Annotated in this window: 23 protein-coding genes and 1 pseudogene; 17 read left to right on the top strand and 7 right to left on the bottom strand. The window is 47.9% G+C overall.

The genetic code is table 11. The features are described from left to right. Nucleotides 1-80 precede the first annotated feature (80 nt). From yfaE to ubiG, 4 genes are all read right to left on the bottom strand, one after another. Nucleotides 81-359 carry a class I ribonucleotide reductase maintenance protein YfaE gene (gene yfaE / locus UF06_RS01365; RefSeq protein ID WP_045568845.1) on the bottom strand — a complete coding sequence of 93 codons (279 nt, stop codon included), beginning with the start codon at nt 357-359 and terminating at the stop codon, nt 81-83. Continuing rightward, entirely contained in the window at nt 359-1,492 is a 1,134-nt protein-coding gene (gene nrdB, locus UF06_RS01360; protein ID WP_045568844.1) for a class Ia ribonucleoside-diphosphate reductase subunit beta, read from the bottom strand. Before nrdB ends, yfaE begins: the two co-directional genes overlap by 1 nt. Before the next feature lie 80 nt (nt 1,493-1,572). After that, nucleotides 1,573-3,855 carry a class 1a ribonucleoside-diphosphate reductase subunit alpha gene (nrdA, locus tag UF06_RS01355; RefSeq protein ID WP_045568843.1) on the bottom strand — a complete coding sequence of 761 codons (2,283 nt, stop codon included), beginning with the start codon at nt 3,853-3,855 and terminating at the stop codon, nt 1,573-1,575. A gap of 467 nt (nt 3,856-4,322) precedes the next feature. Beyond that, nucleotides 4,323-5,030 (bottom strand): bifunctional 2-polyprenyl-6-hydroxyphenol methylase/3-demethylubiquinol 3-O-methyltransferase UbiG, encoded by a 708-nt coding sequence (ubiG, locus tag UF06_RS01350; protein ID WP_045569015.1) that lies wholly within the window; start codon nt 5,028-5,030, stop codon nt 4,323-4,325. A 288-nt stretch (nt 5,031-5,318) separates the two neighbouring features. Here ubiG and gyrA point away from each other — a divergent pair, with 288 nt between their 5' ends. The 11 genes from gyrA to UF06_RS01295 all read left to right on the top strand — a co-directional run bounded on the left by gyrA (nt 5,319) and on the right by UF06_RS01295 (nt 18,232). Beyond that, nucleotides 5,319-7,997 carry a DNA topoisomerase (ATP-hydrolyzing) subunit A gene (gyrA, locus tag UF06_RS01345; RefSeq protein WP_045568842.1) on the top strand — a complete coding sequence of 893 codons (2,679 nt, stop codon included), beginning with the start codon at nt 5,319-5,321 and terminating at the stop codon, nt 7,995-7,997. A gap of 279 nt (nt 7,998-8,276) precedes the next feature. Then, on the top strand, nt 8,277-8,522 hold the full coding sequence (locus UF06_RS01340) for a hypothetical protein (protein WP_045568841.1): 246 nt from the start codon (nt 8,277-8,279) through the stop codon (nt 8,520-8,522). Nucleotides 8,523-9,102: 580 nt separating this feature from the next. Further along, nucleotides 9,103-9,279, top strand: coding sequence for a hypothetical protein (locus UF06_RS26700; RefSeq protein WP_045568840.1), 177 nt, complete (start codon nt 9,103-9,105; stop codon nt 9,277-9,279). 193 nt (nt 9,280-9,472) lie between these two features. Beyond that, nucleotides 9,473-10,123, top strand: coding sequence for a GTP cyclohydrolase II (gene ribA / locus UF06_RS01330; RefSeq protein WP_045568839.1), 651 nt, complete (start codon nt 9,473-9,475; stop codon nt 10,121-10,123). A 179-nt stretch (nt 10,124-10,302) separates the two neighbouring features. Then, entirely contained in the window at nt 10,303-11,565 is a 1,263-nt protein-coding gene (locus UF06_RS01325) for an imelysin family protein (protein WP_045568838.1), read from the top strand. A gap of 82 nt (nt 11,566-11,647) precedes the next feature. Then, a complete protein-coding gene (locus UF06_RS01320) occupies nt 11,648-13,030 on the top strand; it encodes a di-heme oxidoredictase family protein (protein WP_045568837.1) in 1,383 nt (460 codons plus the stop codon). A 22-nt stretch (nt 13,031-13,052) separates the two neighbouring features. Further along, a complete protein-coding gene (locus UF06_RS01315) occupies nt 13,053-14,090 on the top strand; it encodes an imelysin family protein (RefSeq protein ID WP_045568836.1) in 1,038 nt (345 codons plus the stop codon). Continuing rightward, nucleotides 14,080-15,153 carry a DUF1513 domain-containing protein gene (locus UF06_RS01310; protein WP_045568835.1) on the top strand — a complete coding sequence of 358 codons (1,074 nt, stop codon included), beginning with the start codon at nt 14,080-14,082 and terminating at the stop codon, nt 15,151-15,153. The genes UF06_RS01315 and UF06_RS01310 overlap by 11 nt, the downstream gene beginning before the upstream one ends. An 88-nt stretch (nt 15,154-15,241) precedes the next feature. Beyond that, a complete protein-coding gene (locus tag UF06_RS01305) occupies nt 15,242-16,792 on the top strand; it encodes a L,D-transpeptidase family protein (RefSeq protein ID WP_045568834.1) in 1,551 nt (516 codons plus the stop codon). 206 nt (nt 16,793-16,998) lie between these two features. After that, nucleotides 16,999-17,508 (top strand): DUF882 domain-containing protein, encoded by a 510-nt coding sequence (locus UF06_RS01300; RefSeq protein ID WP_139046245.1) that lies wholly within the window; start codon nt 16,999-17,001, stop codon nt 17,506-17,508. A 67-nt stretch (nt 17,509-17,575) separates the two neighbouring features. Beyond that, nucleotides 17,576-18,232: an MBL fold metallo-hydrolase gene (locus UF06_RS01295; RefSeq protein ID WP_045568832.1), complete on the top strand. Its 657-nt coding sequence runs from the start codon at nt 17,576-17,578 to the stop codon at nt 18,230-18,232. 5 nt (nt 18,233-18,237) lie between these two features. On the opposite strand, the gene UF06_RS01290 is transcribed toward UF06_RS01295, so the two are convergent. Further along, nucleotides 18,238-18,903 carry a DUF2982 domain-containing protein gene (locus UF06_RS01290; protein WP_045568831.1) on the bottom strand — a complete coding sequence of 222 codons (666 nt, stop codon included), beginning with the start codon at nt 18,901-18,903 and terminating at the stop codon, nt 18,238-18,240. A 215-nt stretch (nt 18,904-19,118) separates the two neighbouring features. Between UF06_RS01290 and UF06_RS01285 the strand changes: the two genes are divergently transcribed. From UF06_RS01285 to UF06_RS01260, 6 genes are all read left to right on the top strand, one after another. Then, nucleotides 19,119-19,532 carry a hypothetical protein gene (locus UF06_RS01285; protein WP_045568830.1) on the top strand — a complete coding sequence of 138 codons (414 nt, stop codon included), beginning with the start codon at nt 19,119-19,121 and terminating at the stop codon, nt 19,530-19,532. Nucleotides 19,533-19,924: 392 nt separating this feature from the next. After that, nucleotides 19,925-21,013, top strand: a complete 1,089-nt coding sequence (locus UF06_RS01280) for a TRAP transporter substrate-binding protein (RefSeq protein WP_045568829.1) — start codon at nt 19,925-19,927, stop codon at nt 21,011-21,013. A gap of 121 nt (nt 21,014-21,134) precedes the next feature. Continuing rightward, nucleotides 21,135-21,674: a TRAP transporter small permease subunit gene (locus tag UF06_RS25500; RefSeq protein ID WP_045568828.1), complete on the top strand. Its 540-nt coding sequence runs from the start codon at nt 21,135-21,137 to the stop codon at nt 21,672-21,674. A gap of 9 nt (nt 21,675-21,683) precedes the next feature. Further along, on the top strand, nt 21,684-22,970 hold the full coding sequence (locus UF06_RS01270) for a TRAP transporter large permease subunit (RefSeq protein WP_045568827.1): 1,287 nt from the start codon (nt 21,684-21,686) through the stop codon (nt 22,968-22,970). Between the two features lie 99 nt (nt 22,971-23,069). Next, nucleotides 23,070-24,425: a cache domain-containing protein gene (locus tag UF06_RS01265; RefSeq protein WP_045568826.1), complete on the top strand. Its 1,356-nt coding sequence runs from the start codon at nt 23,070-23,072 to the stop codon at nt 24,423-24,425. Then, nucleotides 24,418-25,056 (top strand): response regulator transcription factor, encoded by a 639-nt coding sequence (locus UF06_RS01260; RefSeq protein WP_045568825.1) that lies wholly within the window; start codon nt 24,418-24,420, stop codon nt 25,054-25,056. The genes UF06_RS01265 and UF06_RS01260 overlap by 8 nt, the downstream gene beginning before the upstream one ends. Nucleotides 25,057-25,061: 5 nt before the next feature. Here UF06_RS01260 and UF06_RS01255 read toward each other — a convergent pair whose 3' ends face one another. Together UF06_RS01255 and UF06_RS01250 are read right to left on the bottom strand one after the other, a co-directional pair. Beyond that, entirely contained in the window at nt 25,062-25,535 is a 474-nt protein-coding gene (locus UF06_RS01255) for a MarR family transcriptional regulator (RefSeq protein ID WP_045568824.1), read from the bottom strand. A gap of 146 nt (nt 25,536-25,681) precedes the next feature. Continuing rightward, nucleotides 25,682-25,807, bottom strand: a pseudogene (locus UF06_RS01250) (IS3 family transposase); the annotation flags it as partial.

Here is a 25,807-nt window from a genome sequence, read left to right as displayed (position 1 = left end):
AAAGAAGCCGGGTTTGTTCGCCCGGCTTATTATCGTTTTATTGCTGACCAATATCATAGTTGCTGAGAAGTTATGCTCAACTAGGCCCGTTTCTCTTTGAGACTGTAATTGACTTGACTCAGCACCACATCGGTCTTGGCCTTGCAAATGCAGGGCAGGATCTCGTTGCCTTGTGTGTAAGCCATGGCAAAACCAACATACTCGACTTCGCCGGCTTCGAGCTTGCAGCGACACGCACCGCAGTGACCATCACGGCAATTGTACTCCGGCAGCAGCCCTGCGCTTTCCATCGTCTCCAAAATCGTGTTGGAGCGGTTCGACTCGATGCAGACGAGTTTGTTGATTTTGATCCGCGCCATTAGAGTTCGAAGCCCTCGAAGTCGTCAATACTCACTTCGTTATCAATTTGGCCGACCAAGTAGGAGGAGATCTCCGCTTCTTGAGGGGCAACTTGCACGTTGTCAGAAGAGAGCCAAGCATTGATCCACGGAATAGGGTTCGACGTCGCTGCTGGGTAAGCAATCGGTAAACCTACCGCTTGCATGCGGATGTTGGTGATGTATTCCACATACTGGCAAAGAATATCTTTGTTTAGGCCGATCATTGAACCATCTTTGAACAGGTACTCCGCCCACTCTTTTTCTTGCTCAGCCGCTTCTTTGAAGAGATCAAAACACTCTTGTTTTGCTTCTTCGGCGATCTGTAGGAAGGCAAAATCATCTTGGCCATTGCGCAGCAGGTTGATCATGTGCTGCGTACCAGAAAGATGCAGCGCTTCGTCACGGGCAATCAGTTTGATGATCTTTGCATTGCCTTCCATCAGTTCGCGCTCGGCAAAAGCAAACGAGCAGGCAAAACTGACGTAGAAACGAATCGCTTCTAGCGCGTTAACCGACATCAAACACAGATAGAGTTTCTTTTTCAGATCATACAGGCTGACCTTGACGCTTTCGCTGTTGATGGTGTGCGTTCCTTCGCCATAACGGTGGTAGTCATTCGTCGCTTGGATAAGGTCGTCATAGAAATGCGCGATATCTTTGGCGCGCTTGAGAATGTGCTTGTTTTCTACAATATCATCGAAGACGATCGCCGGATCGTTGACGATGTTACGAATAATATGCGTGTAAGAACGAGAATGGATAGTCTCAGAGAACGACCAAGTCTCAATCCACGTTTCCAGCTCTGGTAGCGAAACCAGTGGCAATAGCGCGACGTTCGGGCTGCGGCCTTGGATCGAGTCCAGCAGGGTTTGGTACTTCAGGTTTGAGATGAAGATATGCTTTTCGTGATCGGGCAGTTTGTTGTAGTCGATGCGATCGCTTGACACATCCACTTCTTCAGGGCGCCAGAAGAAAGAAAGCTGCTTTTCGATCAGCTTTTCGAAGATCTCAAACTTCTGCTGATCGTAACGAGCAACGTTAACCGACTGTCCGAGGAACATTGGTTCTTTGAGTTGATCATTTTTTGTTTGGTTAAAAGTACTGTAAGCCATAGTGCCTCATTTCCTTTTATACCTCCCCCGTAAGGGAGGTACTCGATAATCTGTCTTTACGGTTTGTGTTTTTACGCGGGTTAGATCTTACAACCGCCGCCAGCACAATCGTCATCTTGTGGTTGAACCGCATCTTTTTGTTCGTCTTTTGCACCATCACGCGTGTTATGGTAGTAAAGCGTTTTAACACCAAACTTATAGGCAGTGAGCAGATCCTGCAGCAGTTTCTTCATTGGCACTTTGCCGCTGTCGTAACGCGATGGATCGTAGTTGGTGTTGGCAGAAATCGCTTGGTCAACAAACTTCTGCATGATGCCCACAAGGTGTAGGTAACCATCATTAGAACCAATGTTCCAAAGTAGCTCGTAGTTGTGTTTCAGCTCTGTGAAATCGGGTACAACCTGTTTCAAGATACCGTCTTTAGACGCTTTTACCGACACATAGCCACGTGGTGGTTCAATGCCGTTGGTTGCGTTAGAGATCTGAGAGGAAGTCTCAGAAGGCATCAGCGCTGTGAGCGTAGAGTTTCGCAAGCCATGCTCCATGATCTCCACGCGCAATGCATCCCAATCGTAATGCAAAGGCTCATCACAGATAAGGTCGATATCTTTCTTATAGGTATCGATCGGCAGCAAACCTTTGGCGTAGTTGGTTTCGTGGAACGACGGACACTTACCTTGTTCTTTGGCCAACGCCACAGAGGCTTTCAGTAGGTAGTACTGAATGGCTTCAAAAGTGCGGTGAGTCAAACTGTTGGCGCTACCATCGGAATATTTCACGCCATGTTTTGCCAAGTAGTATGCGTAGTTAATCACGCCCACGCCCAAAGTGCGGCGGTTCATGGTTGACTTGTAGGCCGCTGGTAGTGGGTAATCTTGATAATCCAGCAGCGCATCTAGCGCACGTACCACCAGATCAGACAGCTCTTCGAAATCATCCAGTGATTGAATCGCGCCGAGGTTAAATGCAGAGAGGGTACAAAGAGCGATCTCACCAGAGTCGTCTTCCACGTTGCTCAGCGGTTTGGTTGGCAGTGCGATTTCCAGACACAGGTTAGATTGGCGCACTGGCGCCACTTCGGCATCAAATGGGCTGTGTGTATTACAGTGGTCAACGTTTTGAATGTAGATACGGCCAGTTGAGGCGCGCTCTTGCATCAGCAAAGAGAACATCTCAATCGCTTTGACGGTGGTCTTCTTAATCGACGCATCGTTTTCGTATTTTACATACAAACGTTCGAATTCTGCCTGATCTTGGAAGAAAGCGTCGTAAAGCCCAGGAACATCGGATGGTGAGAACAGCGTAATATTGCCGCCTTCGACCAGGCGTTGATACATGAGTTTGTTCAACTGCACGCCGTAGTCCATATGGCGAACGCGGTTCTCTTCGACACCACGGTTGTTTTTCAGCACCAGCAGAGACTGCGCTTCACCATGCCAAAGCGGGTAGAATACCGTCGCCGCACCGCCGCGCACGCCACCTTGTGAACAACATTTTACCGCAGTCTGGAAGTACTTGTAGAACGGGATACAACCCGTATGGAATGCTTCACCGCCACGAATTTCAGAACCTAGCGCGCGGATACGACCTGCGTTGATGCCAATGCCTGCACGTTGAGAAACGTAACGCACAATGGAGCTTGCGGTCGCGTTGATTGAGTCTAGGCTGTCACCACATTCAATCAGTACACATGAGCTGAACTGACGAGTTGGGGTGCGCACGCCCGACATGATAGGCGTAGGCAGCGAAATCTTAAACGTCGACGTCGCATCGTAGAAACGTTTGATATAAGACAAACGGGTCTCGTGGGGGTATTTAGCGAACAAGCAGGCTGCGACCAAAATGTACAGGAACTGTGCACTTTCGTAGATCTGGCCTGTTACGCGGTTTTGTACGAAGTACTTACCTTCGAGCTGTTTTACCGCCGCGTAAGAGAAATCGAGATCACGTTTATGATCGATGTAGCTATCCAGCTCGGTGAGTTCTGCTTGGGTATAATCTTGCAGAATGTGCTTGTCATACTTACCCAGTTCAACCATGCGAGTTACGTGGTCAATCAGCGTTGGTGGCTCATACTGGCCATACGCTTTCTTACGCAGGTGGAACACCGCTAGGCGAGCCGCGAGGTATTGGTAGTCTGGCGTCTCTTCGGAGATCAGATCCGCAGCAGATTTGATAATAGTTTCATGAATATCAGACGTGGTGATGCCGTCGTAAAACTGGATGTGCGCACGCAACTCGACTTGAGAGACAGAGACGTTTTGCAGGCCTTCTGCAGCCCAAGCAATCACGCGGTGGATCTTTTCCAGATCAATATTTTCTTTACGGCCATCACGCTTGGTGACGGTAAGTTGTTGGTTCATTCTGCTTTATTTCCCTAAGAAAACTGATTAAAGCCGCATTTTTGAATCTTTATTCTGAAACGATTGTAAATATCGTTACGGCCTTGTGATCAAAGTCTATCTATACATTGTAGTACAAACACAACATATAGGGGCACTACTGTTTGCGGGTAACAAGATAGTGCTATTGGCAGGTCATTTCAAGTTATAGCCTTGGGATGACTTGTGGATAAGTGGCGAAATCGAAAAAAACAGTAAGTAAACACTTACCGATGACAAAAGAGCTCAATTGAGTAGAGAAAAATGACAATTTTGGATCGGTTTAATCTTAACCGTCAGCAAAAATATTTTTCTTGATCTTTCAGTCATTTTGTAAGCCAAAACTGGATTGTATAAATTGGAAGCAAAAGCACAAAAATAGCGCAAGGAGCAACTAAAACAGGCAGTAGTTTTATGCTACTGCCGATGAAGTTAGAGCGATATCGAGATCAGAATTTTTGCGTGTGGACAATGTAGTTGACGTCAACATTGCGTCCGAGCTTGTAGCGGTCGGTTAACGGGTTGTAGTGCAGACCTGTGATGCCTTGCTCACAGAGATCGGTTTGGTCAATCATCTTGATGAGCTCTGAAGGACGAATGAATTTTTCGTGGTCATGTGTGCCCTCAGGGACGATCTTCAGCAGTTTTTCCGCACCGACAATCGCGAACAAATAAGATTTGAGATTGCGGTTGAGTGTCGAGAAGAACACGTGGCCACCGGGTTTAACCAATTCCGCGCAAGACTGAATCACCGACAAAGGGTCCGGCACGTGTTCTAGCATCTCCATGCAGGTCACCACATCATATTCGCCGGCATGCTGCTCGGCGTGATCTTCAATGGTGCTTTGCAAGTAAGTCAGTTTCGTGCCCGTTTCCAAAGCGTGTAAACGGGCTACTTCTAGCGGCTCTTTGCCCATGTCTAAGCCAGTGACAATCGCACCTTCACGAGCCATGCTTTCTGCCAAAATGCCGCCGCCGCAGCCAACATCCAATACCTTCTTGGCAAACAAACCTTGCGCCTTTTCGAGCACGTAGTCGAGACGCAGAGGATTGATCTGGTGGAGCGGTTTAAACTCGCCCTCTAAGTCCCACCAACGGGAAGCCATCTCTTCAAACTTTCTGATTTCATTTGGGTCAACGTTTTGTGTTTTACTCATATGCTTCGTCCGCGCTGTGTCTGCATCCGTGAAAAGATGGCGCATTATAACGCCATCGCTCTTTTCCTCCATAGGGAAAGGCGTTTTTGGTAGAACCTGGCTAAATAATCACCTGTTATCAGCGTGATAGAAAAAGAATGTGCAATTTCTCAGCAATTGATTCACAACCAACCTCACAACCTGATAAAAGGAAAGGGAAAGTGATGCCGCAAAGGGGAATTGTGTGTTATATTTTTGCACCTTAAACGTATTGTACATACGATCAGAAAATAGAGGGATAATGGCTCTATGAGCGATCTAGCTAAAGAGATCACGCCCGTAAACATTGAAGATGAGCTGAGAGGTTCATACCTAGACTACGCGATGTCCGTTATCGTGGGTCGTGCTCTTCCAGATGTGCGTGATGGCCTAAAACCAGTACACCGCCGCGTATTGTTCGCGATGAGTGTGCTAGGCAATGACTGGAATAAACCATATAAAAAATCTGCCCGTGTAGTCGGCGACGTAATCGGTAAATATCACCCACATGGTGACAGTGCGGTATACGATACAATTGTTCGTATGGCACAGCCGTTTTCGCTTCGTTATATGCTGGTCGATGGCCAAGGTAACTTTGGTTCGATCGATGGTGACTCCGCGGCAGCAATGCGTTATACCGAAGTTCGTATGGCGAAAATCGCTCATGAACTTCTAGCAGACCTAGATAAAGAAACCGTGGATTATGTGGCCAACTACGATGGCACAGAACAGATCCCAGCGGTGCTTCCAACCAAAATTCCAAACCTGCTGGTCAACGGTTCGTCCGGTATCGCAGTAGGTATGGCGACCAACATTCCTCCGCACAACTTGACGGAAGTGATTGATGGCTGCCTTGCATACATCAATAACGAAGCCATCACCATTGATGAGCTGATGGATTACATTCCAGGTCCAGATTTCCCTACGGCTGCGCTGATTAGTGGACGTAAAGGCATTATTGACGCGTACAAAACGGGACGCGGCAAAATCTACATGCGTTCGAAAGCGGATATCGAAGTCGAGAAAAATGGTAAAGAAACCATCATCGTGACTGAGATCCCATATCAAGTGAACAAAGCTCGTTTGATCGAAAAGATCGCTGAGCTAGTGAAAGAGAAAAAAGTCGAAGGCATCAGTGCTCTGCGTGATGAGTCTGATAAAGACGGCATGCGTATCGTGATTGAATGTAAACGTGATGCGGTTGGCGAAGTGGTTCTCAACAACCTTTACGCACAAACTCAGCTGCAAACGACATTCGGCATCAACATGGTTGCTCTGGATAATGGTCAACCTAAGCTATTCAACTTGAAAGAAATGTTGAAGTGCTTTGTTGATCACCGCCGTGAAGTGGTGACGCGTCGTACTATTTTTGAACTGCGTAGAGCTCGTGATCGTGCACATATTCTTGAAGCACTGGCCCTCGCGCTAGCCAACATTGATGAAATCATCGAATTGATTCGCCGCGCGGCAACGCCAGCAGAAGCAAAAGAGGGCTTGATTGCTCGTGGTTGGGATTTAGGTAACGTCGCGTCAATGCTTGAACGTGCTGGCACCGATGCGGCTCGTCCTGAATGGCTTGAACCAGAATACGGTATCCGTGATGGCAAATATTTCTTAACCGAGCAACAAGCCCAAGCAATTCTTGAGCTTCGTCTGCATAGATTGACAGGTTTAGAGCACGAAAAAATTCTTGATGAGTACAAAGCTCTTCTGGAAGAAATCGCTGAACTGATGCATATCCTTGCCAGCACTGAACGTTTGATGGAAGTGATCCGCGAAGAGCTTGAAACTGTTCGTGATGCATTTGGTGACGCACGACGTACTGAAATTACCGCGGCAACTCACGATATCGACATGGAAGAGCTGATTGCTCGTGAAGATGTGGTTGTGACTTTGTCGCACGAAGGCTATGTGAAGTATCAGCTACTGAGCGACTACGAAGCACAGCGTCGTGGTGGTAAAGGTAAGAGCGCAACGAAGATGAAGGATGAAGACTATATCGAGCGTCTTCTGGTTGCGAATACGCATGACAACATCCTATGCTTCTCCACTCGTGGTAAAACTTATCGCTTGAAAGTGTATCAATTGCCTCTTGCAAGCCGTACGGCTCGTGGTAAGCCAATTGTTAACTTGTTGCCGCTGGAAGAAAATGAACGTATTACCGCAATTCTGCCGGTCACTGAGTTCAGCGCAGACAAATACATCTTCATGGCGACTGGAGACGGCACGGTTAAGAAGACCTCGCTTGATCAGTTCTCTAATGTTCGTGCAAACGGTCTTATCGCACTTAACCTACGTGATGATGATTCACTGATTGGCGTGGATATCACTGACGGCGAAAGCGAAATTATGCTGTTCTCTAAATTCGGCAAAGTGGTTCGCTTTAAAGAATCAGAAGAAACCGCGGTTGTGGATGAAAACGGTCAACCTGTGCTGGATGAACATGGTCAACCAGAGATCAAGTTCAAAGGCGTAAGACCAATGGGCCGTACTGCCGCGGGTGTACGAGGTATGAAACTGGCCGATGGCGACCAAGTGGTATCACTCATCGTACCTAAAACGGAAGGTGACGTGCTAACCGTCACTGAAAATGGTTACGGTAAGCGTACCAGCCTGTCTGAATACCCAACCAAGGGGCGTGGTACTCAGGGCGTGGTTTCGATCAAAGTCTCTGAGCGCAATGGTAGCGTTGTCGGTGCGGTTCAAGTTGACGAAGGCGACGAGTTCATGATGATCACAGATGCTGGTACATTAGTGCGTACTCGCGTTGCAGAAGTGAGCCAAGTTGGCCGTAATACGCAAGGCGTGACATTAATCCGTACCGCAGAAGATGAGTTGGTGGTTGGTCTACAGCGTATTGAAGAAGTCGAAGAGGTGGAATTGCTAGAAGGCGATGAAGCGCAAGAGACCGATGTCGTTGTCGATGAGGCTCAAGACGAGCAGGAATAGCATGCTTTCTTCTTGAAAAAGCAAGCGTATGTTGATAAGAGCCGGGTAGTTTTCTATCCGGCTTTTTAATTTCTGCTCCTATTTTCCAGCGAAAAGTAAACTGCCTGGCAAAATATAGTTATGCAATTAGATGCTTTAACTCGATTTTGGAACCGAACCCAGCAATTACCACATTTCTTGAGCTTAAAACCGCTCGTTCGCCTGCCTATCTGGTAACCTGCGCACTTATAGGAAAAAGCAGTAAGAGAAAGTGACTGCTTTTGCGTAGGAGACATACACATGGAATTGCAAGCTGCTTCCTCACTATCAACCTATCTGGCAGCGATGATGGCACTGCTGATTGGTTATCCTTTTGGTTTGGTCGGGGTCAAACTAGCAAACAGTGGCTGTCGTTTAGCTAAACAGAAGTGGGTTAATCGCTTTAATTACTTTTTTGCTCTGATTTTGTTGATCTTTATGATCGCGCATATTCATAGCGATACTTTTTTAGCCATTGAGCTTTTGCAATTGTTTAAACCAGAGTAAGCCAAAAACGCTATTTTATTGGATCGAGAAAGATCTTATTTGATGATCCAATCCGATTTTCTGCGCTAAATAAGAAATACAATAAGGAAATAACGAGAAAAGATCTTTCTATTCGATAGAAATGATCGATTCTTCGCGCCTTCTTGATCATAAAATAGGACTTAGGAAAATAGAGTGATTGATCTTTCTTCGTCCAGTAAGGGGAGAAACAGGCAGCGCAAATAGAGCACTAGGCTTGCCTTTATTTGCTTGAATTAAATGACTTTTTCTCAATAGAATTGCTTTAGTAAAGTGCAGAGAAGCAACTCAAATGCCACTTGTGGCAATGAAATTTCTTTTGTCTGTGGAAATTATCTGAGAGTTGGATGCGATCTTTTCTTCAGTAAAAGATCAAAAATATCGCAAGCTAGATAGGGATCATATGAGGGGAAAATAAGATCAAGATCCAAGTTGAAAAATAATGTGATGACTATTCCATTGTCGATAATTAATTGTACAATTATCACGCAAGCTGTTATTATTTTTGAGAATTAACGATTTTATTTCTGGTAATAATACGTGTGCTGATAGGGTAATCGCAGTGGATGCAGTCAAAACTCAACTAAAAAAAGATTTCTATTCACAGATTTATTCTCTACAGTCTAGTGCTGTCTCTCAGTCGACTTCAACGTTAGCAGTATTAACGGAAGAAGAGCTCAGCGAGCTGGAAGCCGCTTGGATAGAGTTGGTGGTCTGGAAGAAAAACCAAACGCACTAATTGATTAAAAGATTAATTGATTAAAAGAAAGTAAGACATCAGATGAACCTCAAACCTTTGTTTGGGGTTTTTTTACGCCTAAGGGTTGCCACGAGGTTGAATTGTTATAATATAACAAAAAATTCATTTGTGATCCGTATGTTGAATTTCTCAGTATCAGACCTCATATTTGGCCTATAAGTGAGAGCAGATCATGTATGCAATATCAGATAGACAAAAATTAACAAATCAAGTGAGTGTAGGTATGGCGGAAGTTCGAGCCAGGGTCGATTTTAAAGTCGGCGCAAAAAGTGATATTGATGCGGAGATTTTATCGTTTCGCGGTCTTAACTCCGACAAAGAACATGTCGCGGTGATTTTTAAGTCAGCCGACAAGACTCAGTCGGTGCCATTGGTGAGAATGCACTCTGAGTGTCTGACGGGCGATGTATTCCACTCCTCGCGCTGTGATTGTGGTGAACAACTCGAAGAAACGATTACTCGCATGGGGCAATCTGGCGGGATTATCCTCTACTTGCGCCAAGAAGGACGCGGTATTGGTTTGTACAATAAAATTGATGCTTATTTGCTTCAAAGCCAAGGGATGAATACCTACGAAGCCAATAATCATTTAGGCTTTGGTGATGACTTGCGTGACTTCACTGAGGCGGCGCAAATGCTTGAGGCGCTTGGGGTGCAACAGATACGCTTAGTGACAAATAACCCGAAGAAAATCCGTGAATTGAAAGAATATGGCATTGAGATTGTTGAAGTGGTCAACACCTCTGCCCATATTAAAGATGGCAACGAAAACTACTTACGTGCCAAAGTATCGCATGGCAAACACAACCTTAAAGTTGATTGAGCCAAGAGTCGGTCATTGATTGATATCCAACTTTCTAACAAAAGCCTCACTGAATTGGGGCTTTTTTCGTTTCTGGCTTGCAAAAAAAATGTAAATTTGTATGATCAGCAACAAAAGTGCAAATGAGAATAGTTAGCACTACCAATAATATTAACAAATGCTCAACAAGGATGCTTTCAATGAATGCCAAGAATTTCTTGCTCCACTCTATTACCGCGTCAATCTTGCTTACCAGTGGCAGTGCGCTGGCGGCAAATGTCACTCAACAACAAGTCATTGAACACTATGCAGACATTGCGCACGCGGTTTTTGCCGATTCACTGACCACGGCACAACTACTTGAAAGAAAAGTAGAACAGTTCCTTTCTGCGCCGTCAGAAGCAAAACTCAACGAGGTAAAACAAGCTTGGTTTGCCGCGCGTGTTCCTTACCAGCAGTCAGAGGTATTTCGTTTTGGTAATGCAGTAGTGGATGACTGGGAAGGCCAGCTAAACGCTTGGCCACTTGACGAAGGTTTGATTGACTACGTAGCAGCGGATTACCAACATGAACTGGGTAATGAAGGTGCCAAAGCCAATATCGTAGCCAATACCACGCTGAAAATTGGCAACAGTACCTTGGATGCATCGAATATCACCCCAGAATTGATTGCAGATTTAAACGAAGTCGGTGGCTCTGAAGCAAACGTTGCGTCAGGTTACCACGCGATTGAATTCTTGCTTTGGGGACAAGATCTCAACGGCACTAACGCTGGAGCCGGTCAACGTGCGTACACAGACTTTGTTGTGGGTGAGGCATGCACCAACGGCAACTGTGACCGACGTGGTGCCTACTTAAAAGCCGCCGCGCAACTTCTGGTGCAAGATCTTGAGTGGATGGAAAAGCAGTGGTCTGCCGAAGGCAAAGGAAACTATCGCCAAGAGTTGCTTACAGATTCGAGCGACAATGGCCTACGTAAGATGCTGTTTGGTATGGGTTCCCTTTCTCTTGGTGAGCTAGCGGGCGAGCGTATGAAGGTGGCACTGGAAGCCAATTCTACCGAAGATGAGCACGACTGCTTCTCAGACAACACGCACAACTCGCATTACTACAATGAACAAGGTATCTACAACGTTTATACCGGGCGGTACAAACGCGCTGATGGTACGCTGCTCTCAGGTCCAAGCTTGCATGATCTGGTGAAGCAAAAAGATCCTCAAGCGGCAAAAGAGATCCAAAAGCAGTTTGATGTCACTCGTGCACAAGTCGGCAAGTTAGTGACTTCAGCAGAGAAAAATAATCAGCATTTTGATCAACTGATTGCGGCTGGTAACACGCAGGGCCATGCGTTAGTCAACGAAACCATCATGTCACTCGTGGCGCAAACCTCAGCCATTGAACGTGCGGCAGGCATTGTGGGTATTGACAGCCTCAACCCAGACACCGCTGATCACGAATTCTAATCAACACAGCATTATGTTTTTCAGGGCTCTTTGGAGCCCTTTGCTATTTAAGAATAACAACCTGTTTTTCAGGAAGTAATCGATGAAGCCTTATTTATTGAGCCTTTTGATGCTGGCCATTTCAGGCGCTGTGTTTGCAGATACCGAAAAATCGGGCGGCGACACCAGCGTAAGAAAAGAGGGGCCAAACGCTTTTTCCTTACCAGCGGCAAATTTGCCGATGAGCGAACGTCTGGATTTTAGTGTAGGAAACAGTTTCTTCCGCAATCCTTGGGTTCAAGCGCCTGCTTCAACGGACGCGAGAGATGGTCTCGGCCCGCTTTTTAACACTAATGGCTGCCAAAATTGCCATATCAAAGATGGCCGCGGCCACCCACCTGAAGCCAATGACTCGCATTCGGTCTCGATGCTGGTTAGGCTCAGCATTCCCGCACTGACGGATGAGCAAAAGCAAGCGCTGCTCAAAGGGGGAGTGGTCCCAGAGCCGACCTATGGCGATCAATTACAAGATTTTGCCTTGCCGGATCAAAAAGCAGAGGGCAAGATCATAGTCACCTATTCGCCCGTGCCAGTCAGGTTCCAAGATGGCAGTGAGGTGGTGCTGCGTAAACCCCATGTCACAATCGGCGAGTTGGGATACGGGGCAATGCATCCTGATGTCATGCTGTCTGCCCGAGTTGCGCCGCCCATGATCGGTCTTGGCTTGCTGGAAAGCATCCCGGAAGAGACACTGCGCCAATGGGCCGATCCGGATGACGCCAATCACGATGGCATCTCAGGTAAACTCAACCGAGTTTGGGATGTACAAAAGCAACATTTCGCCATTGGGCGCTTTGGTTGGAAGGCGGGGCAACCCAGTCTGATGCAGCAAAATGCCGCCGCGTTCAATGGAGACATCGGCTTGACCAGTCGTCTCTTTCCACAAGAAAACTGCACCGCAAAGCAAGCACTGTGTGAAACAATGCCAAACGGGGGGGAGCCAGAGGTTAGTGATAATATCCTCGCTTTTGTTGAATTTTATTCACAGCATCTCGCAGTCCCAGTACGAAGGAACTTACAAGATCCTCAGGTTCAGCAAGGTGCAGCTTTGTTTGAGCGAGTGGGTTGTCAGAGTTGCCATAAAAAGGATGTAAAGACAGCCAGACGACCGAATTTACCTGCCTTATCGCAGCAAACCATCCACCCATACAGCGATCTGCTACTGCACGATATGGGCGAAGGGCTGGCGGATAATCGCCCAGAGTTTCTGGCTAATGGCCGCGAATGGCGCACGCCGCCACTATGGGGGATTGGTTATACGCAAGAGGTCAATGGCCATACCTACTTCTTGCACGATGGCCGAGCTCGCAATCTACTTGAAGCCGTGTTGTGGCATGGCGGTGAAGCAGAAGCAGCGAAACAAAAAGTATTGGCGATGAGCAAAGCGGAGAGAGACGCTTTGATCGCTTTCCTCAAATCCTTATAGGAATCGTTATAGGAATTTTAGTGTGAAATATTCTTTAATTGCGTTCATGACGAGCTCGCTTGTCACCATGTCGGGATGTGAGTCGATCGACTCGCAGATGGAGAAGAAAGCGGAGCAAACGCATCATGCTAGCCAAGCGGTTTACGAAGTGGAGTTTGCCGCGGCTCAACAGTTTTATCGCCAAACCGAACTGCTCTCTCAATCGTTTGCTGATTATTGTTCTGCGCCGACGCAGGAAGCCAGCGAAGTGCGCCAGCAGTGGCATCAAACCATGCTCAGTTGGATGGCTCTGCAAGGTCAGGAAAGAGGCCCGGCGGCGGCACTGGAACAGAGCTGGAACGTACAGTTTTGGCCCGACAAGAAAAATACCACTGGAGTAAAGATGTCTGCCTTGACCCGCCGCGAGCAAAGTTGGTCGGTGGATGAGATAGCGGTACAAAGCGTGACTGTGCAGGGCTTGGGGGCGCTGGAATGGTTGCTCTACGACAGCCAATCTAACTTGACGCAAAATCCGCAGACTTGCGATACAGGCGTGGCGATTGCCGGTAATCTTAAGCGCAACGCAGCCAAAATCGCTACGGCTTGGCAAAGTAATCCGTGGGTGGCTTTGGACGATAAAGAGTGGCAGTCAGAATACATTTCGCTGCTGTCGAATCAGCTCGAATACGCGATGAAAAAAATGGCGCGTCCACTGGCAAACATTGGTCAGCCGCGACCTTATTTTGCGGAATCTTGGCGCTCTGAAACCTCGTTTTCTAACTTGAAAGCGAACATTGAGGCACTTCGTCAACTGTATGTTGCTCATGGGCATGGTTTGGATGCGATGCTGCGCGAGATGGACAAGCCGGATCTGGCAGATCGTGTACTGAATCAATTCGATACTATGCTGACCACTTGGCCGCAAGAGCGGAGCCTATTTAGTGCATTACCAACGAAGGAAGGCTATCGCCTCGCATTAGCGCAATATTATAAGCTCGAGCAGTTGAAGTACGTCATTCATGATGAAGTGGCGGTGGAATTGGGTGTAGTGATAGGGTTTAACGCAACAGATGGTGACTGATTTACAACGCAGAAGCCTGCTGAAAGCCGCTTTAGCAGGCATAGTAACGCCCGTGTTGCCTTTTGGCTGTGCGTCTCTGGCCACTTCAAAACCGGCCTTAATTGGCTGTGCCATTACTGGGCGCGAGCAGTTTAGTGCGGTGGTGGCGGATGAATATGGCTACCCTTTGCATCAATTGCCACTGCCGGCGCGCGGACATGGCGTGGCGACGAATCGGGCGGGGCACGCGGCGGTTTTTGCAAGGCGTCCGGGCAGTTTCTTCATGGTGTTCGATTATCAGAGCGGAGAAATGCGCCATCTTAGTTTGGCAGCAGAAAATCGTCACTATTATGGGCACGGCGTTTACTCTTTAGACGGAAACTACTTGTTTGCCACCGAAGGAGAGCGCGGCACCAGCCGTGGTATCATCGGTGTCTATGATGTGCAGCATAATTATCAGAAAGTCGACGAGCTGAGTGGGTTTGGCATTGGCCCGCACGAAGTGATCATCATGCCAGATAGCACCTTAGTGATCGGCGTTGGTGGCGTGCATACCAATGGACGTGAACCGCTCAACTTAGCGAGTATGCAACCCAGCCTCAGTTACTTAGCGCAAAACGGTGAATTGCTCGACCAAGTGACTTTAGCCGATCCCAAATTGAGCATTCGCCATCTTGCACATGATGGTCGCGATACGGTGCTTTGTGGTCAACAATATCGTGGTGAGCCAGACGAGTACCCGTCATTGTTGGCCATGCACACTCGCGGGTATGAGATGGTGTCGTTGTACGCCGAGTCAGAGCAGTGGGCGAGGTTTAATCACTATATTGCCAGTATTGCCGCCACGGCAGAGTGGATTCTTGCCACTTCACCGCCGGGCAATTGCTACGGTATCTGGTCCAAACAGAGTGGCAAACTGGTGGAGCTGGGGGCTTTGCCTGACGCGTCCGGTGTGGTTGTGTATCAAGATCAATTTCGTGTCAGTTCAGGCGCAGGCACAGTTGTGACCACTTCGGTTGAGCAAGGGCGAAGAGAAATCCAGTCGAATATTCAATGGGATAATCACTGGTCACAAATTGTTTAAAAAAAACTTCTCACTTTTGCGCTCGTAACCTCGACGATATTTGCCATACTTAGCCTATGGCAAATTTTGATTTTCTGGAGCGAAAAAGGTGTCTAAGTCGTTGATAGTTTTATTGCTAGCGTTTCTCGCTCCACCTTTGTGGGCATTAACCCAGCAGGAAGATGTCCATTGGCGTATTGAAAACTCCGCGGCTCTTGCTTATGTGCAATATCCTCATCAAGTGGAGCAGTTGTATCGAGAGCACGGGCACCAACGAATTTGGACGGATGCGAGAGCGATTGAGCAATTTGAATTTCAACTGGAATTGGTCAAAGCGGCCGGAGTGAGCTCTTATTTTGAACATCAAATCGCAAAACTCAATCGCTATAAAGCGCAGCAACAGTGGTTGGGTTATGACATTCTCGCCACCGACATCTTGCTTTCCTACCTGAGTTATCTCGACAAACTGACGCGCAATGGCAAAGATTGGCTGTTTTCTTCCCCGTTAAGTCAAAGTTTGCCAGCGCCTAATCCAAGGTCACTAAGCAATCTCGCACAAGAAATTCGTTCAGGCTCGCTTGCCGATTACATCGCCTCTTTGCGTTCTCCGTTGCAGCTCAACCCTCAATTTGAGCAGCGTTATCGCAAGTTATGGAATGTACAGCATCAAGTTACTACAGAGTACCGTCCACAAGGTCTGAAAAAAGTCGGTGACTCCCTTACGGATAAAGCCACTTTGCTCAGACGTTTGCAAATGGTCGGTGTTGATACCCATCAAAGCTCAGATGCTGATCCTCTCTATGATGCGGCGCTCGCTAAAGCCATCAAGCAATTTCAAAAGATGCATGGCCTCGCTCAGGACGGTGTGATAGGTCCTGCGACCATCAAATGGCTGAATGTTTCACCAGCACAACGTTTGCACTCGATGGCACTGAATGCAGAGCGTTCGCGCTTATGGCCGCAAGAGCGGGATTTGCTCATTCTGGTCAATGTGCCTGGCTATGAAATGCAATTTTGGTACAAGGGCGAGGAGGTATTCGAATCGAAAGTGGTGGTCGGAAAAATCAGCCGAAAAACACCGATCATGGAAGGGAAAATGGACGGTATCGTGCTTAACCCGGTGTGGAATGTGCCAAATAAAATTATGGTTAAAGACATTTTGCCTAAGCTGAAGCGCGACCAAAACTATCTTAAAAAACAAAATATTGAGATTTTGGAAGCGTGGGACTCAGAGACGGCCATCGACCCTGGAAGCATCGATTGGTCACGTGTTTCGCGACACAACTTCCCGTACAAAATGCGTCAGTTATCAGGCAACACAAACGCCTTAGGCTTGTATAAGTTTAACATTCCCAATAAACGGGCCATTTTTCTGCATGACACGCCTTCTAAGCGTCTGTTCTCCAGAGATAATCGAGCGTTTAGTTCCGGCTGCGTGCGGGTGGAAAATGCCGATCAATTTGCCCATTTATTACTGCAAACCCAAGGGCTAGAAGAAGAACTCACGCGACAATCTGCCTGGCAAGAGCCTAACAATATGATCCCGCTCAAGACTCGCGTGCCAGTACACATCATTTATCAAACGGTTTGGTTTGATGGTGAAGAGATCAATTATCGTGACGATATTTATCAATTCGATTTGATTCGCCAGCAGGGATGAAATTTGCCAGAAATTTACATACGTGGAAAAGATCAGTTACTTCAATCACTAACTCTCATCCCTGATGCAAATTGAACCCGTTGCTACCCAGAAAGCAATTTGACGCTGAGAAAGTCATTCGCTATGGTGCCCCGCTGTTACCAATAAGTGTGGGAATTTGAGTGAAGTCGAAATTTGAGCCGCTTTCGCGTCGGCGTTTTATCTGTATGGCGAGTGCGACTGTCGCAGCGGTTTCGTGCATGCCCAGTCGAGCATTTGCTTCGTTGCCTGATGCACCTCGGGAATTGGCAATGAACAATTTACACACGGGCGAGTGGTTGGAAAGTTGTTACTTCGATGGCGTGAGCTACGTTGAAGAAGAATTGGCCCGTCTTGACCATTTATGTCGGGACTTTCGCCAAAACGAAGCGCATCCGATGGACAGACGTCTGTTTGATCAACTCACGCAAATTCAAACTCTGATTGGCACACAAAACGAAGTGCAGATCATTTCGGGCTATCGTTCGCCCGTGACCAACGCGGCGCTAAGAGCTCGCTCTTCGGCGGTCGCTAAGAAAAGTTATCACATGCTGGGTAAAGCGATAGACTTTCGTATCGATGGCGTTGCCATCGCCACGGTCCATGAAGCCGCCTTAACGCTCAACGCGGGTGGTGTTGGTTACTATCCGCGCAGTGATTTTGTGCACATCGACACCGGGCCCGTTCGTCAATGGTAGCCGCTTCTTGTTTTTCCCTCCTTCAAGTGTCATAGTTCCGGCCAGATTTTCTTGGTCCGAGGTTAGTATGGCACTTAAATATCAGATTGTTCCCGTTACTCCTTTCGCGCAAAACTGCTCGATTGTCTGGTGCGATGAAGCCATGAAAGGCATCGTGATTGACCCAGGCGGCGATGAGAAACAACTGGCGGCACGTATCAAAGAGCTCGGCGTTGAGGTTGTGCAATTGGTTTTAACCCACGGTCATCTGGATCATGTTGGTGGTACGGAGCGTTTGTCTGAACTCTTAGGCCAAGTGGAAATCGTTGGCCCGCACAAAGCCGATAACTTCTGGCTGCAAGGTTTGGAACGGCAAAGCCAAATGTTCGGGTTTCCTTTGACACAAGCATTTGAACCGCATCAGTGGTTACAGGATGGTGACGAGATCCGCTTTGGGCACCAAGTGCTGCAAGTGCTGCATACTCCAGGTCATACACCGGGCCATGTGGTGCTGTTTAGCGAACAAGCTCGTCGCGCTTTCGTCGGCGATGTCCTGTTTAACGGCAGCATCGGCCGTACCGATTTCCCACAAGGGGATTTCAACACCTTGATCGCTTCGATTAAAAACAAGCTTTGGCCTTTAGGCAATGACGTGACGTTTATCCCGGGTCATGGACCAGAGTCAACCTTTGGCCATGAGCGCAAAACCAATCCATTCGTCGCTGACGAGATGCCGCTCTACTGACTCACTTAATCTGGTTCGGCGGCGGCTAAGTAGCGCCGAGCCAGGCCGACAAAATCGTCGGCTTCCCGGTCGAGATCTTGCGCCGAAATAAAAATGTCGTAATCAAAAAAACGCCGCTGATAACGCATGCGGTTGGCGAGCATGGCTTTTAATCCGGTATACAAACGCTCATCGCCAATGTGGACGGGATCTGAGTTGAGCACCATATCTTCAAACTGGTTTGTACACCGATGTTGATGTGCGCCCAAGTAAAGTAGGGCTCGTTGACTGAGGAGAATTTCGCTGGCGACTCGGGGACAAATCGCATCCAGATAGGGCGTATAGTTTTTGAGTTTAATGCCTATCCAAGGTAGCGGCTCATGCCAACCTTGTGTCTCAACAGTGCAGACGCCAATTTTTTCAATATTGCGCCATTTGACCACCCAACCGCCTTTAAACAGGTGTTGTTGGAAGTGAGTGGCAGTGAGGGTGTATTTCACTTGGCTGCGCAGCATTAAGTAGATGCCAAGTAAGGCTAGAAAAAGCAGCAGTGTGATGGCGACAAAAGCTTGTAACCAACTGGTAGAGAGGGACAAAAGCAGTAAAGCAGCGGCCAAGAATCCGCCAATCAAGCCCCGACCTTTATTTGAGTTGAGACTGAAATCGTAGTTGCACAATTGCAGCGTTTGCATACTCATCCCTTTGCATTTTTAGTGAATCTTACCACTGTATTTATACTCAGCACTCAATGCTTTGTACTTGTTTAAATTGTAGTCTTTCTGCCCAAACCACGCATTTTTCATGACCTTTCGCCGCTTAAGCCTACAAATTACCCCTGAAATTTGCTATAAAACGCGCTTCAAAATTTTCATCCCTGCTGACAAGCAGTGAACTGGAGACCAATTCAATGAGACTTTCTCATAAGCGTAACGTGCAGGCAAAACTGCAAAAACGCATTCAAGCCGCTGTAGCAAATTTGGCGACGGCACCGAGAAAAGCGAAGCCAGTGGCGAGCAAAGCAACGGTATCTGCGCTGGTTGCTGAAAAGAAGGTTGCCGCCAGCGAAGTGGCTGAAGTGAAAAACGTTGCCGTTTCAGCGGTGAAAAGCAACCTCACGTTGACCCCAAAACAGCAGCAAGTGCTGGATATAGTGACGGCCAATGTTGATGGCATCAATCCCAAAAGTATTGGTCTCGCCGCAGGGCAAGACGAAGCAAAAGCGGCTTCATGGGCCACTGGTGCGCTAAAAAAACTGCTTGAAGAAAATCTCGTCACCAAAGAGCAGCTAAGCGGTAACAAAGTGATCTACAAGCGCGCTTAACTTTACTTGGCAACATCTGCTTTGCCTCGGCTTGCCCGGGGCACTTTATCCCATCTCACCCAATCTTGCGTCTTCTCTGTTGCTCTTAACCAGCCTTGCTTGTCACACTTTTGCTAAAAACTGTTAATACTTGACTTGTTTTACTACGTAAGTATCCGTTCAGATCTAAATTTGTCGATGAATTTTTAATGTTTATATTAATCAAATAATTAAAGTGATATCTGATTTTGATCTTACGTATTAATACGTAATACCTTGGTCGAATTATCTCGCCAATCACGAGACAGCTTGCGTGTTCCTGCCGATTACATGTCGTTGGTTTTTGTTACATCTTTAACATGAATAACAAGTGTTCATTGATGTGACATACAATAAAACCAAGGACGTGAAACATGAGTCTTATCCAACAATCTCTAAAACGTGTGCTGAAAAGTACTGCCGTGGCGGCCGCTTTGGCACTGCTTGCGACATCGGCCAATGCGGCAGAAAAAGTGTACCGCCTGAAACTGGCAGAAACGTGGGGGCCTAACTTTCCCATCTTCGGTGATGCGACCAAAAATATGGCGAAAATGGCAGAAGAGATGTCCAACGGCCGCTTGCAGATCCGTATCGACTCTGCCAACAAGCACAAAGCACCGCTTGGCGTGTTCGACATGGTGAAATCAGGACAGTACGACATGGGGCACTCAGCGTCCTATTACTGGAAAGGCAAAGTACCGAACACGCTCTACTTTACGTCAATGCCGTTTGGTATGTTGCCGATGGAACAATACGCTTGGTTCTATTACGGCGGCGGTATGGAGTTGATGGAGAAGGTGTACGCGCCGCACAACATGCTGTCTTTCCCGGGGGGTAACACGGATACCCAAATGGGCGGCTGGTTCCAAAAAGAGATCAACTCGGTAGATGATCTGCAAGGGTTGAAGATGCGCATTCCCGGTTTTGCGGGCGAAATCTTAGCCGAGCTTGGCGCGAAACCGACCAACATTGCACCGGGTGAATTGTATACCTCACTTGAGCGTCGTACGATTGATGCGCTGGAGTGGGTCGGCCCATCACTGGATTTGCGCATGGGTTTTCACAAAATCGCCCCTTATTACTACACAGGTTGGCATGAGCCAGCTACGGAATTGCAGTTTTTGGTCAACCAACGTACTTGGGATGGGCTGCCTCAAGACTTGAAAGCGATTCTGCTGGTGGCAATGAAAACTGCGGCGTACGACATGTATACCCAATCCAAGCATGAAAATGGCAAAAACTGGGCATCGATCAAATTTGAATACCCGAATGTACAAGTGAAAGACTTCCCGCCTGCGGTGATGTCTGCGATGCGTGCAGCCAACGACAAGTTGCTAAAAGAGCATGCTGAGAAAGATGCACTGGCCAAAGAGATCCAAGAATCGCAAGCGGCTTATCTTAAGCAGGTTCGTCCTTGGACCGACATTTCTACCCGCGCGTACCTAAATGGTCAGGCGCAATAAAATTCGCCAGCGATTCTGGTGAGGAGCCCAAGAAAGCTCACTCTATCTTGAGATGAGCCGATAACAGAGCTCCGCTGGCTTGCCAAGCGGAGCCATTTTTCAAAATTCCATGGAGTAGGGAATGAGAAGTCTGATCTATATCGAACGTCTGTTTAACCGTTTCGGGGACTTCCTCGGATGGCTTGCCAGCATATTGTTTGTGGTTCTGCTCGCCAACGTGGTATACGACGTCATCATGCGTTATGCCTTTAACGATGTGTCCATCGCCTTTCAAGAGTTGGAATGGCACCTGTTTTCCGCTGTTTTCCTGCTGGGTATCCCTTATGCGCTAAAAGCGGGCGGGCATGTTCGCGTTGATCTCTTTTACGAAAATCTTTCTCATCGCGCGCAAGCGATCATTGACCTGCTGGGAACGGTCGTTTTCCTCATTCCGTTTTGTCTTCTAGTGACGTGGTTTGGTATCGACTTTGCCAAAGAGAGCTATGCATTAGGTGAAACCTCCGGCGATCCGGGTGGGCTGCCCTATCGCTGGATAATCAAAGCGATGATCCCACTCTCATTTGCCTTCATGACCATCAGTGGCGTCGGTTTGATGTTGCATTCGCTCAACAAGATCGTCAATCCGCACTTGTTGCACCTTTCCAAATCAGATAAGTCGTAGGAGCTCAGGATGATCGGAATTGTGATGTTTTTTGTCGCGCTGTTTGCGTTACTACTCGGCTTTCCTGTGGCGTTCACTTTTGGCGGTATCGCACTTTTATTTGGTGTGTGGGCGGAAGGAGTAGAGATCTTTGCCTTCATGCCATACCGCATTCAATCCATCATGGAAAACACCGTATTGATGGCCGTGCCACTGTTTGTCTTTATGGGCTTGGTGCTGCAAAAAACGCGTTTGGCGGAACAACTGCTGGAATCGATGGGGCGTCTTTTTGGCGGCGTGCGCGGTGGTATCGCGATTTCTACCGTGCTGGTGGGAACGCTGCTTGCGGCATCGACGGGAGTGGTTGGTGCGTCTGTGGTGGCAATGGGCCTTATTTCGTTACCTGTCATGCTCAAATACAACTATGACAAAGGGTTAGCGTGCGGAACTATCTGTGCGTCGGGCACTTTGGGGCAAATTATTCCGCCATCGATCGTATTGATTTTATTGGGTGATGTGCTCGGCGTGCCAGTTGGCGACTTGTTCCAAGCCGCCGTTTGGCCGGGGATTGTGCTGGTGGGCGTGTATGTGGTTTACATCCTTATTTACGCCAAACTTAATCCGCACGCAGCGCAGCCGATTGAACGTGATGAAACGATTAGCCGCCGTGAGGAAGTGATCAAAGCGCTCAAAGCGGTCATTCCACCCCTCGCGTTGATCGTGGTGGTTTTAGGTTCGATCTTTGCTGGTGTGGCGACACCAACCGAATCGGCGGCGCTAGGCGGCGCTGGTGCAATCGTTCTGTCACTGCTTTATCGCCAGTTCAGCTGGAAAATGGTGTACGAATCAGCGAAAGAGACGGTCAATGTGACCGCTATGGTATTTGCTATTTTGCTTGGCGCGACCGCGTTTTCTATGGCCTTTACCTACACCGGCGGCGACCTCTTAGTCGAGGAGTGGATGCTGAATATTCCCGGTGAGAAATGGGGCTTTTTGATCGTCACTATGCTGGTGATCTTAATCCTCGGATTCTTTATCGATTTCGTCGAGATCTGCTTCATTATTGTGCCCATTTTAGCGCCAGTGGCTGAGACGTTAGGCATCAACATGACTTGGTTTGCTATCCTGGTGGCGATGAATTTACAGACCTCCTTCCTGACCCCGCCGTTTGGTTTTAGCTTGTTCTATCTCAAAGGGGTGGCGCCAGCGGGGGTGACCACTCGGGATATTTATCGTGGTGTTGTACCGTTTATCGGCTTACAGATATTGGTGCTTGCCTCATTGCTGCTGTTCCCAGAATTTTATGGCATGGGCTAGGGCGCACAATAGTGAGGTAAATCTTGCTAGGTTTGAAACTTAGTTGCTAGAGTAAATGGCTGCCAAGGATGGGCAGCCATTGTTGTATAAGGACACGCTATGCCGCTGAAAATGAAGCTGATCTTGCTAACGCTGTTGCCGCTGCTGCTGGTTTCAGCGAGTATCAGTTGGATCTCCATCTATCAGGCAAAAACGTTAGGGCAAAAAGAGGTGGAGATATTTCGTCAAAGCCTGATCCAATCTCGTGAAAATGCGTTGCAAGACAGCGTGGATCTGGCGTTTGACGCAATTGGTTACATTCACAACGATGCTTCTCTGAGTGAGGAGCAAGCGCAGCAGAAAGTAAAAGCCATTTTGACTCGGTTGCGCTATGGTTCCGATGGCTATTTCTTTGCCTATGATAAGCAAGGAACCAACTTGGTTCATCCTATTCAGCCTGAGCTTGTAGGGCAAAATCTCCTCGATCTGCAAGATGAAAATGGTGATCATCTGATTGAAGCGCTGCTGTATCAAGCGCAAACGGGAGGCGGCTTTCATCAATATTTGTGGCAAAAGCCATCGACAGGTGAAACAGTGCCGAAACTCAGCTACGCGGCTTGGCTGAGTAAATGGGAGTGGATGATCGGCACCGGATTGTACATGGAAGACATTCGCCAAGAAGTGGCGCACATGCAGGCGGCGGTGAACAAAAACATCGAAACGACTTTTTTTTCTGTGGTAGTGATTTTATTGGTCACAGTGGCGGTGATCATTGTGTTGACCTTGGCGATCAACTTGCATGAGCATCGTCTCGCGGATAAGAATCTCAAAGAGCTGGCTCATAAAACCGTGATGTTTCAAGAAGATGAGAAGAAGCATCTCGCCCGTGAACTGCATGATGGCATTAACCAGTTACTGGTCTCAAGTAAATGTCACTTAGAGTTATTGAGTAACAAGATCGATCAACCTTCACTGCGCCAACATCTGGAAAAGTCTCAACAGTCACTGATGACGGCCATTAATGAAGTGCGGCACATTTCGCATCAATTACGCCCCAGTGCGTTAGATGACATTGGTCTTGAGGCTGCGTTGTCGAGTTTGTTACAAGATTTTCGCGCTCATTCGGGTATTGATATCGATATCCACTTTGATACGCAAGCGCATAAACTCAAATCAGAAGTGGCAACGACCTTGTACCGTGTCGCGCAAGAATCACTCAACAACATCGAAAAACACTCTGCGGCGCGTAAAGTGACAGTGAGCTTGCAGCAGATGGGCAACATACTGCAACTGCTGATCCGCGATGATGGCTGTGGTTTTGCTGTGGCAGATGCGCTGCGCAAACGAGGAATTGGCCTGAGGAACATGCGTGAACGGGTCGAGTTCTTAGGCGGCGATTTTGAACTGATGAGTGAACCCGGTTTTGGAACGGAAATTACCGTGTTACTGAATTTGGATGGATTAACCTATGGATAGACCGATTCGAATCGTGATCGTCGATGATCACCAAGTGGTGCTCGATGGTTTTATGGCTCGCTTAGAAATAGAACCCGATATTGAAGTGGTAGGAACGGCCAGCAATGGCTTAGAAGCGTTGGATGCCGTTCGTCGACACAAGCCCGACGTAGTGCTGATGGACATCAGCATGCCGATTATGAATGGCATTGAAGCCACTCGCTTGATCAAAGAAGAGTTTCCTGAGAGCAAGGTCTTGATGTTGACTATGCACGACAATCGAGAATACATCATGAAAGTGATGCAGGAGGGCGCGGTTGGCTACATGCTGAAAGAGATTTCGGCAGAGAAAATGGTGCAAGCGATCAAAACCGTCAATCAAGGTTCGACCTATTTTTGTGAGTCGGTGACACAAACCCTATTTACTCAGGAGATCGTCCCCGCAGCTCAACGCGTCAACCCGCTCAGTCGCCGTGAAGAGGCGGTACTCAAGCTGGTGGCACAGGGGCACAGCAGCAAAAAAATTGCGACCTTACTGGATATCAGCTATCGGACGGTGGAAACCCACCGCCACAATATCAAGCATAAGTTAGATCTGCACTCCACCGCGGAGTTGGCCAAATATGCGTTTGAGCAGGGTCTGGTGCAGTAAACGGGTCACTCTGGCTTGATGCTACCCAGTTCAAGAATGGGTGATACATCAATCTGCTCTGCGCTCATCATGCTGGAGATTCGCTGCACAGACGAAAGTAGTAGCGACTGCTCCCAATCTTCCAATTTCTGAAACTCAGAGATGAAATTTTCCTGCAATGGCATTGGCGCTTGCTTGAGAATGCGCTCTCCATCGCCGGTGAGATGGGCGTGCACTTTGCGTTTATCTTCTTTGCTGCGAACTCGCTCTACATACCCGTTTCTTTCCAAACGGTCCAAAATCGCGGTGGCGGTTGCTTGGCTCATATTGGTATGGTTGGCAAGCTGGCGAATGGTAACTTCGCCCAACTCCCTGATTGCACGCATCAAAATAAGCTGAGGGCCAGTCAGTCCAGAAATTTTATTGAGCTTCTTCGAATGTAAATCGATGGCGCGGATGATCTGTCTGATGGCGATGAGAACTTCTTCGTGTTTTTCCAAAATGTCTGCCCGTCGATGATTTGGCCCCAAAACTACCGCAATTTATCAGTGATTGAAAGCACTGCAAAGCGTCGACGCGGCTTGAATAGAGAAGTGGACCCCAATGGTTGGACGCATAAGCTCATTTCTTAAGTGGTTGACCCAGCTCATGCTGCGTATCTTTGCCTACCGAAGTAGGCCTCATCAGGAGTGAGGTTATTGAGTCCTTGATGGTTACGCTCTTCATTATAAAACACCATGTAGTTGCCGATTTCAAGCTCGGCTTCACGGGG

The organism is Vibrio sp. S234-5 (assembly GCF_000960595.1).
Lineage (GTDB): Bacteria > Pseudomonadota > Gammaproteobacteria > Enterobacterales > Vibrionaceae > Vibrio.
The sequence above is the reverse complement of the archived record's forward strand: the minus strand, read 5'-3'. Positions and strand labels throughout refer to the sequence as shown.